This is a genomic window from Halorubrum sp. 48-1-W (assembly GCF_003287355.1).
Taxonomy (GTDB): Archaea; Halobacteriota; Halobacteria; order Halobacteriales; family Haloferacaceae; genus Halorubrum.
This window is the reverse complement of record NZ_QMIM01000021.1, coordinates 20,826-33,327: the sequence shown is the minus strand read 5'-3', so window position 1 is coordinate 33,327 and position 12,502 is coordinate 20,826. Positions and strand designations below refer to the sequence as shown.

Genomic DNA, 12,502 nt, shown 5'->3' with positions numbered 1-12,502 from the left:
CTGAGACCCCCACGTTTCCCGTGGAACCGCCGATCCGCCCGTCCGCGATCCCCTGAGACAGCGAGCGACCACACGACTCTTCATACGACGACGCCGTACGGCCAGGCATGGCGGACCCGATCGTGACCCTTCCCGACTCGCTTCGCGACGCGTTCAAACACCCGATGGGGCCGGTGACGACCGACCCCGACGTGTTGCTCGCGGCCGCGGCGGAGAGCCGGACAGCGTACGACGCGCCCGACGCGCCGATCGTCGCCGTCGGCGACGTCGTGACGTACCACCTCCGGGAGGCGGGTCGCGTTCCGGACGTCGCGCTCGTCGACGGCAAGACCGAGCGGGAGGCCGTTCGGACGGAGATATCGGATGGTCTCGCCGCCGGCGACGAGAAACGGGTTCACGTCGAGAATCCTCCGGCGACGCTCACCGTGGCGCTCCTCCAGGCGCTCGCGGACGCGCTCGCCGACCCGGACCCGGTCACGATCGAAGTCGACGGCGAGGAGGACCTGGCCGCGTTACCGGCGATCCTCTCCGCTCCCGACGGGGCGAGCGTCGTGTACGGGCAACCCGGCGAGGGAATGGTTCGGGTCGAGATCACCCCGGAGCGCCGGCGGACGGCCCGCGAACTGTTCGAGCGGCTCGCGGGCGACGTCGACGCCGCGTTCGATATCCTCGGTCTGTCCGGGTCGAACGCTCCGAACGGCGACGCCCGATAGCGGCTCGGGACGCCGATCCGATCCGGAGCGGAACCGCCCGTGACGGACCGAACCGACCTACCGGAGCGAAAGTGTTCGAGCCGGGTCGATCAACTCCGGAACGGGTCGAAAATCACCGTACTGGACCGAGGGCAGTCGTTTGACGGCCTGAGTTCCAGTGGAAAGGAAGGGGTTCGAGCGAGGGGTGTGGACCGACCTGCGGATCGGACTGCCGACAGCAGAACGGAACCGCCGGAACGAACCGTAACTGAACCGCCGGAACGAACTGCTGGCAACCGAACGGGCGGGAGAACCCTTCGAACGGCCCTCCACCCGCTTCGAAATCCTTTTACAGCGTTCGGGGGGTAGTACACGTAACTGAACCATGGACGTCGACATCATTTCCGAGGAAGAAAACCCCATGTTGCACCGAACGGACATCCGCTTCGAGACGGTCCACGACGAGGCGACCCCCTCCCGCCTCTCGGTCCGCGACTCGCTCGCGGCCAAGCTCGACAAGGCCTCCGAGGAGGTCGTCGTTCACGAACTCGACACGAAGTTCGGGATGCGCAAGACGATCGGCTACGCGAAGGTGTACGACTCCGCAGGGGACGCGCTCGACGTCGAGCAGGACTACATGCTCGAGCGGAACAAGATCGGTGCCGACGGCGACGACGGCGAAGAGGCCTGAGACGGCGACCGAATGCGAGTTCTCGGTCTCGAAGGAACGGCGTGGTGTGCGAGCGCCGCCCTCCACGACACCGAGACAGGCTCGACGCGTATCGAATCCGATCCCTACGAACCCGATAGCGGCGGTATTCACCCGCGCGAGGCCGCGGAGCACATGTCGGAGGCCATCCCGGAGGTGGTCGCGACGGTGCTCGACGCCGCCGAGGCGACGTACGGCCCGGACGCGATCGACGCCGTCGCCTTCTCCCGCGGACCCGGGCTCGGCCCGTGTCTCCGGACGGTCGGGACCGCGGCGCGCTCGCTGGCGGGCGGGCTCGACGTCCCCCTCGTCGGCGTCAACCACATGGTCGCCCACCTCGAGATCGGCCGCCACGAATCCGGCTTCTCGAACCCGGTGTGTCTGAACGCCTCGGGCGCGAACGCCCACCTGCTCGGCTACCACGACGGGCGGTACCGCGTCCTCGGCGAGACCATGGACGCCGGCGTCGGCAACGCGATCGACAAGTTCACCCGGCACGTCGGGTGGAGCCATCCCGGCGGGCCGAAGGTCGAAGCCGCCGCCGCGGAGGTCTCGGGGGCGGAGGGAGGGTCCGACGCGGTCGAACTCCTCGAACTTCCGTACGTCGTCAAGGGGATGGACTTCTCCTTTTCGGGGATCAGCTCGGCCGCGAACGACGCGTACGACGCCGGCGAGCCGGTCGAGGAGGTCTGCTTTTCGCTTCAAGAGCACGTCTTCGCCATGCTCACGGAGGTCTCCGAGCGGGCGCTCTCGTTGACGGGGGCGGACGAACTCGTGTTGGGTGGGGGCGTCGGTCAGAACGACCGGCTCCGCGAGATGCTCGCGGAGATGTGTACAGCCCGCGATGCGGCGTTTCACGCGCCCGAGCCGCGGTACCTCCGCGACAACGCCGGGATGATCGCGGTGCTCGGCGCGAAGATGGCTACAGCGGGCGACACGCTCGAGATCCGCGAGTCACGTATCGATCCGAACTTTCGGCCGGATCAGGTGCCGGTGACGTGGCGGGACGACGAGCCGTCCGTCGCCCGGCTCGGGACCGAACGCGGGGGCGATCCGGAGAACGACGACGACCGCGACCGTCGGGGAGCCGAGGCGGTCGTGGAGGTCGTGGCCGCCGACGGCGTCGACGACTCCGAGGGTGCCGACGACGCCGACGGTACTGACGACGTCGACGGGCCGATCGTTCGGAAGCGTCGGATCCCGAAGGGGTACCGACATCCGGCGTTGGACCGCTCGCTTCGGCGGGATCGGACGGTCGCCGAAGCTCGGTTGACGAGCGAGGCACGGCGGGCGGGGGTCCCGACGCCGCTCGTGTACGACGTCGACGTTCCGGAGGCAACGCTGACCCTCCAGTACGTCGGGGAACGTGACCTGGCGAGGGCTCTCAGTGGGGACAACGGAGAGCGAGCGGATCGGACGGGACGAGCGGATCGGACGGGACGAGCGGATCGGACGGGACGAGCGGTCCGGTCCGTGGGTCGACACCTCGCGCGAATCCACGATGCGGGGTTCGTTCACGGCGACCCCACGACACGAAACGTCAGGATCGGGCATGGGGAATCCGATTCCGGGGGCGCTCGCGATCCGACGTACCTCATCGACTTCGGTCTGGGGTATCACACCGGACACGTCGAGGACCACGCGATGGACCTCCACGTGTTCGAGGGGTCGGTGACCGCGACGGCGACGGATCCCGATCGGCTCATCGACGCGTTCGAGGACGGATATCGGGAGGAAGGAGCGACAGCGGTCCTGGATCGGCTCCGCGAGGTACGGGGTCGGGGCCGGTATCGCTGAGCGGGTCGTCGTCGACACGATTTTTATGTCCGGCGCGCGAGGTACGGGTATGGGAGACAAACCGTCGTCGGGAGAGATCCTCGGGATCCCGTACAACTTCGATCGACCGAGCCTCGGTCGGCTCCTCTCGTCGTACTGGCAACCGGAGAAGGGAATGTTAGTCGAGAAGCCGTTCGGGATCGGCTACACGCTGAACCTCGCGAACTGGCGTTCGTGGGTCGTTCTCGCGGTCGCGGGCGGGCTCTACTGGCAACAGAAGGGTTCGGAAACGCCCGGAACCGGATCGGACGACGACGAGAGCGCCGACGCCGGCCCCGTCGAAGTGATCGTCGACGACGACTGAGTCGACGACGACTGAGTCGACAGCGACCGGAGTCCGGGACCGAGAGACGACGATCCGATCGAGTTTTTTCCGTCGATCCCGATCGACGGCGCAGTCGAACTGTCACGGTCTGGCCGGATCCGCCGGATCAATTGAAACGAGGCGTCTGAGACTGGACGCTTGAAAGCAGGCCCTGCCCCGGGGGCCTCGTCGGACGGGACCCGGAAACTTATCACCGAAAGCCGCCAAATCCGGCACGATGGACCCCGAAGATCGGCCGGCGACGAGCGGGAACGACTCGCCCGTCGACGATCCGGCCGATAGCGGTGCCGATACCGAGACCGGCATCGATTCGGACACCGAGACCGGCATCGATTCGGACACCGACTATCCGGCCGATGACGGCGGAGTCGAAACGACCGATGACGGCGGAGTCAAAACGGAGATGGGCGGCGAGGATCCGGACGCCGACATTCGAACGGTGAACACGAGAAGCGGTGAGAGGGATCCGGGCCTGCTCTACCGGTTCCGTCACGACATGGAGGGGCCGCTCATGTGGCTCCGGGAGATGCTCTCCAGCGTCGCGATCGTACTCTTGATCGGGTTGATCCTGTTCGCGGTCAGCGGCGTCTGGCCGCCGATGGTCGCGGTCGAATCGGCGAGCATGGAGCCCAACATGAAGACCGGCGACCTGGTGTTCGTCACCGAACCCGGACGGCTCGCGCCTGACGTCGGGGACAACGACCTCGGAGTCGTGACCCACGAGGTGGGTGAGGAAAGCGGCTACCGAACGTTCGGCGACTACGGTTCGGTCGTGATCTATCAACCCCCCGGGAGGCAGGCGTCGCCGATCATCCACCGCGCGATGTTTCACGTCGAGGAGGGCGAGAACTGGTACGACCGGGCCGACGATCGGTACCACAACGCCGACGACTGTGCGGAGCTCCGGAACTGTCCCGCACCACACGCCGGGTTCGTCACCCTCGGCGACAACAACCGCCAGTACGACCAGGCGAACGGGCTCGCCGAGCCCGTGGCCGCCGAATGGGTGACCGGCGTCGCCAGGGTTCGGGTGCCGTACCTCGGGTACGTCCGGCTGATAACGACCGGGCAGGCGGAGGTGAGCGACGTGCTCGGGACCGTCGTGGTGTCGTCGACGACCGACACCGGGATCGAAGGAATCCCCGAAAGGGACGGGGTTCACGGAACCGAAACCGGCGGGGTTCGAACGTCGGTGGAAGGGTCAGGGTCCGCCGTCGCTGTGTGAGGTTTTCTCGGTTGTGAAAGTCGCAAAGTCCCCTCAGTTGTCGAATCGAGCCTGAACGAACGGTTGTGCGTTCTCGATGTCGCCGAGCCGCGAGTCCGACAGGAGGACCGCCTCGGTCTCCTCGACCGGAACCGACAACCCCATCTCCTTCGTTCGGCCGTAACGTCCCTTCGAGACGACGACCGCGTTGACGATCCCGAGCATGTCGAGCTCGCTGATGAGGTCGGTAACGCGGCGCTGGGTGAGCACGTCGGCGTCGATCTCCTCGCAGAGGCGCTTGTAGATGTTGAACACCTCGCCGGTGTTGATGTTGTGGACGCCGTTCTTCTCGAGGAGGATCACGGCGAAGAGGACGATCTTGCTCTGGGTCGGGAGCGTTCGGACCACCTCCACGACGCGGTCGAGTTCGATCTTGTCCTGGGCCTGCCGGACGTGTTTCTCGGCGACGATCTCGGCTTGCGAGCGCTCCGCGAGCTCGCCCGCGGTTCGGAGGAGGTCGAGCGCGCGACGCGCGTCCCCGTGTTCCTGGGCAGCGAAGGCCGCACACAACGGGATCACGTCGTCGGTGAGCGCGTCCCCTTTGAACGCGATGTCGGCGCGGTGTTGGAGGATGTCCCGGAGCTGGTTCGCGTCGTACGGCGGGAAGACGATCTCCTCCTCGCCGAGACTGGATTTGACCCGGGGATCGAGGAAGTCGGTGAACTTCAGGTCGTTCGAGATCCCCATGATCGAGATGCGGGAGTTGTCGAGCTCGGAGTTCATCCGCGAGAGGTTATACAGCGTGTCGTCGCCGCTCTTCTCGACGAGCTTGTCGATCTCGTCGAGCATGATGACGACCACGCGCTCGTGGTAGTCGACCGCGTCGAAGAAAGTCGTGTACACGCGGTCCGTCGGCCACCCGGTCATCGGCACCTCCTCCATCCCTTCGGCGTCCGCGTCCAAACGATCGATCCGGGATCGGAGCGCTTCCCGAGTGGAGAACTCGGTCGATTCGAGCGCGGTCGGGTCGTCGGTGGCCGCCGATTCGAGTTCGCGGTATCGGTCGAGCCGGTCGGAGATGATCCGTTGGTTCTTCTCGATGAAGGTGTTCGCGAGCTGTGCGAGCACTCGATACTGGGTGTCCGTCACCTCGCAGTTGATGTACTCGACCTCGCAGGGAACGTCGTACTTCTGGGAAGTCGACTCGAGCTCCTGGGAGACGAACTTCGCGGAGGCGGTCTTGCCGGTCCCCGTCTTCCCGTAGATGAGGATGTTCGATGGCGTCTCCCCACGGAGCGCCGAGACGAGAATGGTCGCCATCCGGTTGATCTGGTCGTTTCGGTGCGGTAGCTCGTGAGGAGTGTACGAGGGACGGAGGACTTCCTTGTTCTCGAAGATCGGTTCACCCGAGAGGAGATCGTCGAACAGGCCCTGGTTGTCGTCGTCGTCGAGGACGACGCCGTCCAGATCGACGTCGGTCGAGGATCGGTCGCGACTCCCGGCATCGAACTCGTCGTCTCGCCCGGTTTCACTCCCGTTGAGGCCAGTTCCGTTGGGGTCGATATCGTCGGTGTCAACTCCGCCGAGACCCCCGTCAGAATTCTGAACGGAGGTGATCGTATCGTCGGTAGTGTCGGTGGTGTCGGTGGTATCAGTGTCAGTGGTGTCAGTAGTGTTAGTAGTGTCAGTGAGAGTCGGATCGGAATCCGCGTTGCCGGTACCGTCAACTCCATCCGAATCCGGTCCGTCGTCTTCCGGTTCGGCCTCGTTCCCTGAATCGGTCGTGTGTGACGTGTGTTCCCCGTTGTCCATTTTGTACCCTTGTATTTCAGGTGGAGACCGCACCCGCACGAGTAGAGAGATGCCGAATACGTCCGAGATGGCCCGATCAGAGGGCGCTTCGGCGTGCGAGTGTGTCCAATTGATGCAGTCGAACCAGATGAAGACGTGCTACAAAAGTGTTCCTCTCCGAACTAGATATCGCGGAGATCGACTCGACCGTTCAGTTAGGTGGCCCGGATCGGCGGTCCAACCCGGCAGTATCGGATATACGCACACTAATATGTTATTAATTCGGTACTATCCGGAGGCGAACGTGGTACACACTCCGTGGACCCCCCCACCCCTTCATTTCGGGTGGAACTGGTATCACGGGGTGGGGGTGGTAGAGACGCTTTTTTGGGATAGGTAGATTTATCACATATAACGTATAACAGTACCCTCGACAATCCTTCAAATAAAAATTCATTAGAGTTTGTATTGTTTGAACGTATTTCTACCCGTATATATCTCTCCGCGAGCGACTTCGGAACGACCAACCCACCTCTCCTCCCGTCTCCACTCGAAACGAAGGGGTGGGGGGCTTACTCGAAAGGGTGGGGACCACGGTGAGCTACACACATCGACATCCTGTGACACACATCGACATCCTGTGATCATCCTGCGATGGGCGATAGTTTTTCCATCCGGTCAGCAAACCATCTACTACACATGGTACGGATCCACGGGTTACTTGATGGTGACTGCGACGTCGATCTGCGCGGTGACCGCGACGTCGATCTGCGGTCCCGATCACCGAACCGACGACGAACAGCCCCGATCGTGGGTATTTCGACCACGTTTCGGGTGTTTCCATGACTGACGGCAACGAGAAGGTCGGAGCCGACGGTGGAAAGATCTTGGAGGGGGTGACGGTGCTCGACCTCTCGACGTTCGTCACCGGTGGCTTCTGTTCGGCGATGCTGGCGAACCAGGGGGCGGAAGTCGTCAAGGTCGAACAGCCCGGGTACGGCGACGCCGTCAGACACTCCGGTCCACCCTTCATCAAGGGGGAGTCGCCGTACTACTGGACGTTGAGCTACGGAAAGAAGAGCCTCGAACTCGACCTGAAGAACCCCGACGCCAAGGACGCTCTGTACGAGCTCGTCGAGGAGACCGACGTCTTCATCCAGAACTTCCGTCCCGGAACCGCGGAGCGGCTCGACGTCGACTACGACACGCTCGTCGAGCACAACGACGACCTGATCTACCTCGCGATCTCCGCGTTCGGACAGACGGGTCCGTGGCGCGAGCGCTCGGGATACGACCTCCTCATCCAGGGAATGAGCGGGATCATGAGCGTCACGGGCGAGGCGGGTCGCCAACCCGTGAAGGTCGGGCTCCCGATGACGGACCTCATCACGGCGATGTGGGCGGCTTTCGGCGCGACGACCGCGCTCTACCGGCGCGAACGGACCGGTGAGGGGGAGTACATCGACCTCGGCATGTTGGAGGCGGCGCTCCCGTGGCTCACCAAACAGGCGGGGATGGTCTTCGCGGGCGAGGAGACGAAGCGGATGGGGACGAAGGACCCGGTGCTCGCGCCGTACCAGACGTTCGAGACGAAGGACGGGTTCATCAACATCTGTATCCTCAACGAGAAGCTCTGGGGCGAACTCTGCGAGGCGCTCGACCGCCCTGACCTTCCCGAAGACGACCGCTTCGAGCTGAACGCCGACCGCGTCGAACACCTCGACGAACTGGAAGCGGAGATCGAAGCCACCCTCGCCGAGAAGACGACGGACGAGTGGATCGAGGTCATCGCCGAGGACGCGGGGGTCCCCGCCGGCCCGGTGTACAGCGTCGAGGAGGCCCTCAACAGCCCCCAGATCGACGCGCGCGGGACGATCACGGAGATCGAACACCCGGAACTCGGCGACGTCCCCGTGATCGAGCACCCGCTCAAGTTCCGCAACGCGGCCAGCGGCTTCGAACTCCCGCCGCCGCTCCTCGGCGAACACAACCGCGAGGTGTTCCGCGAACGAGGCTACTCCGAGGCGGAGATCGACCGCCTCGCGGAACTCGGCGTCTTCGGTGAGGACGACGACGAGTAGGTGGAGGCGGGGACGAAGACGAGTAGGTGGAGGCGGGGACGAAGACGAGTAGACGGGGACGGAGACGGGTAGGCGGAGTCGATCGGTTCCGGCTACACGCTACTCCGTTCGCTCCAACGAGTCCAGGACGAACTCGTTCATCGCCTTCCGTGCCTCCTCGGGGGCGTCCTCGTGGCCGAGCGAGATGCGCCGGCCGCGGGCGGAGTGGATGACGTCGGTGATGAGTTGGCCCATCCGTTCGGCGTCGACGTCACGGAAGACGCCCTCCTCTATCCCTTCCTCGACGACCTCGACGATGCTACCGCGGATCCGATCGTAGTGGTCGTTGAACACCTCGCGGTGTACCCCGTCGTTTTGCGCCTGCGTGTACAGCTCGTGGTACACCTTCATCCGGTCCCAGTGGCCGAACTGCTCGAACTCCGGCCCGAACAGACACTGATCGATCCGTGCGCGGAGCTCTGTTCGGGGATCGGCGTCGCGTTCGACGACCACGCTGCCCTCGTACTGGTCGATGATGTGCTCGAGGAACGAGGACATGAGGTCGTACTTCCCGTCGAAGTGGTAGTGGATCACCTGTCGGGTGAGGTCCATCTCCTCGCCGATGTCGCGCATCCGTAGGTCCTTGTACCCGTGTTTGCTCAGCGCGCGAAACGTCGCCTCCATGATCACCTCCTTCGTGTCCTTAGCCGAGACCGTGTCGTCGCCGCTATCGACGGGCTCGTCCGACGATCCGATCGAGGACCCGTCAGACGGATCGCCGGCGGCCACGTCCGAGGACTCGCCCGAGGACTCGTCCGATGACTCGCTCATACCGGTACTCTACGTGTGTGGTACATAATACGATTGCTCCGTCGGGTCCGGTCTCGATTCGGGTGACTATCCTTTTCGATTCGTCCGCTAGTCGTACGGACCGTGTGATCCAGGGCGTTTCGTTGCGGGGGCAGTGATGGTGACTTTGTGGGGGCGGTGATGGCGACTTCGGAGACCACCTCCAAGGCCCCAGACGTCCAAAGCCCCAATCGTAAGGCGCTCCGCGCCTCTGGTAGCCGGCCCTTCGCGCCGGCGACGCCCCCACTTGGGCGATAGCGACGCCACCGCTTGGGCGATAGATCGGCGCTTCACCTTGATCGACCGATCCGGGATTACCCGGTATCGGCCAACCCAGAACGGTTGAGAAGGGAACGTGCGAACCGTCGTTCGAGACCTTCATCCGAAATACGGTGACCATCTCGCGGTCTCGACACGACTTTACCGCCCGGTAAAGTTTTAACCTCTTGGTCAAACCCTCTCATCGAACATGACACAAACGATCGTGCGGAACGGGACCGTGGTCTCGCTCGATCCCGACGTAGGGGATCTCGACGAGGCCGACGTCCTGATCGAGGACGGCGAGATCGTCGAGGTCGGCACCGGGCTGTCGGCATCGAACGCCGAGGAGATCGACGCCTCCGACCACGTCGTCGTCCCCGGGTTCGTCGACTCACACATCCACCTCGCACAGACTCAGGTCAGGGGCATCGCCGGGGACTGGTCGCTCATGAACGAGTACTTCGATCACATGCTCGGCAACATGACCGGGCTCTATCGACCCGAGGACATGTACCTCGGCGGCCTCTTCGGCGCGTTCGAGAAGCTCCACACGGGCACGACCACGACGTTGGACTGGTCGTACCCCAACACCCTCGAACACGGCGAACGGGCCGTCGACGCCTTGAAGGACGCCGGCCTGCGCGCGGTGTACACCTACGGTCCGCCCGGTGACGACGCGGCGAAGTGGTGGTACGAAAGCGACGTCGGCCTCCCCGAGGGGAAGGTACGCGACCTCTACGACGAACGGATCCGCGACGACGACCTGCTCGGCCTGGCGCTCGGGCTCCGCGGGCCGGACTTCTGTACCGACGAGACCGCCCGTAGCGACTTGCTGCTGGCTCGAGAGATGGGCGTGCTCTCGACGATCCACATGGGGGCCGCGCTGTGGCCCTCGTCGGTGTACGGCGACGACTACCAGGGGTTCGGTTGCCTCGAGGACGACCTCGGTCCCGACGTCAACGTCGCCCACGGGAACCACTTCGCCCAGGAGGACGTCGACTACGCCGTCGAGCAGGGGGTCTCCTTCTCGTCGACGCCCGAGGTCGAGATGCAGATGGGCCACGGAATCCCTGTCACCGGAAAGGTGCTGAAAGCCGGCGGTCGTCCGACGTGGGGCGTCGACGTGTGCTCGAACGTCAGCGGCGACATGGGTAGTCAGATGCGGATCGGCATGCAGGTCCAACGGATGTTCGACAACCAGGCGGTCCTCGAGGGCGACGAGGAGGTCACAGGGGTGAGCATCACCGCCCAGGACACCCTCGAGATGGCCACCATCGAGGGGGCCGAAGCCCTCGGTATGGCCGACGAGATCGGCACCATCACGCCCGGCAAGCGCGCCGACCTCGTGTTGTTCGACGCGTCCGACTTCATCACCGCCCCCTCGCACTCGCCGGTCCAGACGGTGGTGTTCCAGTCGGACCCCTCACACATCGACACCGTCCTCGTCGACGGCGAGGTCGTCAAACGCGACGGCGAGTTGACGAACCCGAAGGTCCACGAGGAGTTCGACCGGTTCGTTGCCTCCGGCCATCGACTGATCGAGGAAGCCGGCATCGAACTCTAACCCGATATCTGGCTGTAACCCCCGAAACCCGATATCTGGCTGTAACCCCCCAACGAACATCGATTCACTGGTGTGTCGCGCGTACCGAGCCACTCAACGTGAACTCCGAGGGTGCGGTGACCCGAACTCCGAGGGTACGGTGACGCGGGGCTTTCAGAACGTGATGATCTCGTAGTCGTCGTCGACGAGCGAACGGATGCTTGGGTGGCCGTCGTACTCGTCGAGGGTGACGAGGCCGGAGTCTGCGACCGCCTCGTCGACGCCGAACGCGCCGGAGCAGAAGTCACAGACCGCCGCATCGTCGCGGACCGCCTGGTAGAGCTCGTGGTAGTCGCTCTCTTCGTCTTCGAGCTCCGGGATCCACTGGGTTCCCGCGCCGTCGAAGATGACCTCGACCTCGTCGCCGTCGGTTTCGGCGAACTCCTTCGCGGCCTCCAGCCCGTTCGCCAGGCGGCCGTAGTCGGCGTGCGATTCGTTGCCGGCCAGGATCACGATTGCGGCTTTTGCCATCGTACCCTCGAAAAGCCACCTCCGGTACAAAACCCGTCCGCGGGTGTGTGTTCGAGACGCCGATTCGACATGCGATGTCGTACCACTCCTGGTCGGTGGGGCGGCGCGAGCGCTCGACCGCGTCACGGGCAGTCCGACGCGTCGAACGACCGCGGCTCGGGACCCTGATCGACGCGACGCACCTCCCTCGCGTCGAGGTCGACCACGGCGGCGACGCCGCCGTACTCGTGGGTCTCGTCGTGTCCGCGGACGACGACACAGGTCACGTCGTCGGGGATTTCGACCGTCTCGGACCGCGTGAACGGCTGTTCCGAGTGGGCGTGGAGCAGGTCGCGGTGGCCGAGCCGTGTCCCGTCGAGGCGCTCGACTTGCCACCAGTTCGCGTAGCCCTCCTCGCCGTCGTCGTCGTGGTGGAGCGTCACGTCGAACGCGTAGCCGTCGTCGGCCGGCTCGAACGCGACGTCGACGACGTTCGCCTCTCGGAGGTCGAGTTCGTCAGCACCGGGCGGTTCCGATCCGGTTCCGTCGACCGCGTCACCGTCAGTGTCGGTGTCGTCGTCGCTGTCGCTCTCGGCACAGCCGGCCAGCGCTCCCAGTGCGCCGCCGCTCCCGACGCCGGCCAACAGCCGACGCCGAGGGAGGTGACCGCGATCGTTCATACGAGCCGTTCGGTGGGGAGCGACAAAACCGCTCGGCCGATC

11 protein-coding genes are annotated in these 12,502 nt (G+C 64.7%); 7 read left to right on the top strand and 4 right to left on the bottom strand.

Features of this window, described 5'->3' with window-relative positions; all coding sequences use genetic code 11:
* Positions 1–119: 119 nt before the first annotated feature.
* The 5 genes from DQW50_RS10695 to DQW50_RS18475 all read left to right on the top strand — a co-directional run bounded on the left by DQW50_RS10695 (position 120) and on the right by DQW50_RS18475 (position 4,787).
* Positions 120–713, top strand: a complete 594-nt coding sequence (locus DQW50_RS10695) for a GTP-dependent dephospho-CoA kinase family protein (protein ID WP_112079320.1) — start codon at positions 120–122, stop codon at positions 711–713.
* Positions 714–1,077: 364 nt separating this feature from the next.
* Complete coding sequence (locus DQW50_RS10690; protein WP_112079270.1) at positions 1,078–1,383, top strand: 30S ribosomal protein S24e; 306 nt, start codon at positions 1,078–1,080, stop codon at positions 1,381–1,383.
* 12 nt (positions 1,384–1,395) lie between these two features.
* Positions 1,396–3,198: a bifunctional N(6)-L-threonylcarbamoyladenine synthase/serine/threonine protein kinase gene (locus DQW50_RS10685; protein ID WP_112079269.1), complete on the top strand. Its 1,803-nt coding sequence runs from the start codon at positions 1,396–1,398 to the stop codon at positions 3,196–3,198.
* A gap of 49 nt (positions 3,199–3,247) precedes the next feature.
* Positions 3,248–3,541 (top strand): DUF5808 domain-containing protein, encoded by a 294-nt coding sequence (locus tag DQW50_RS10680; protein ID WP_112079268.1) that lies wholly within the window; start codon positions 3,248–3,250, stop codon positions 3,539–3,541.
* 238 nt (positions 3,542–3,779) lie between these two features.
* A complete protein-coding gene (locus DQW50_RS18475) occupies positions 3,780–4,787 on the top strand; it encodes a S26 family signal peptidase (RefSeq protein WP_241964395.1) in 1,008 nt (335 codons plus the stop codon).
* Positions 4,788–4,820: 33 nt separating this feature from the next.
* Here DQW50_RS18475 and DQW50_RS10670 read toward each other — a convergent pair whose 3' ends face one another.
* Positions 4,821–6,578 (bottom strand): Cdc6/Cdc18 family protein, encoded by a 1,758-nt coding sequence (locus DQW50_RS10670; protein ID WP_112079267.1) that lies wholly within the window; start codon positions 6,576–6,578, stop codon positions 4,821–4,823.
* Positions 6,579–7,399: 821 nt separating this feature from the next.
* Here DQW50_RS10670 and DQW50_RS10665 point away from each other — a divergent pair.
* On the top strand, positions 7,400–8,638 hold the full coding sequence (locus DQW50_RS10665) for a CaiB/BaiF CoA-transferase family protein (RefSeq protein WP_112079266.1): 1,239 nt from the start codon (positions 7,400–7,402) through the stop codon (positions 8,636–8,638).
* A 99-nt stretch (positions 8,639–8,737) separates the two neighbouring features.
* Here DQW50_RS10665 and DQW50_RS10660 read toward each other — a convergent pair whose 3' ends face one another.
* Positions 8,738–9,448, bottom strand: coding sequence for a TetR/AcrR family transcriptional regulator (locus tag DQW50_RS10660; RefSeq protein WP_112079265.1), 711 nt, complete (start codon positions 9,446–9,448; stop codon positions 8,738–8,740).
* A 487-nt stretch (positions 9,449–9,935) separates the two neighbouring features.
* On the opposite strand from DQW50_RS10660, the gene DQW50_RS10655 reads away from it, so the two are divergent.
* Entirely contained in the window at positions 9,936–11,291 is a 1,356-nt protein-coding gene (locus DQW50_RS10655) for an amidohydrolase family protein (protein ID WP_112079264.1), read from the top strand.
* A gap of 153 nt (positions 11,292–11,444) precedes the next feature.
* On the opposite strand, the gene DQW50_RS10650 is transcribed toward DQW50_RS10655, so the two are convergent.
* Together DQW50_RS10650 and DQW50_RS10645 are read right to left on the bottom strand one after the other, a co-directional pair.
* On the bottom strand, positions 11,445–11,801 hold the full coding sequence (locus DQW50_RS10650; RefSeq protein ID WP_112079263.1) for a DsrE family protein: 357 nt from the start codon (positions 11,799–11,801) through the stop codon (positions 11,445–11,447).
* A 122-nt stretch (positions 11,802–11,923) separates the two neighbouring features.
* On the bottom strand, positions 11,924–12,460 hold the full coding sequence (locus DQW50_RS10645) for a hypothetical protein (RefSeq protein WP_112079262.1): 537 nt from the start codon (positions 12,458–12,460) through the stop codon (positions 11,924–11,926).
* Positions 12,461–12,502: the final 42 nt, after the last annotated feature.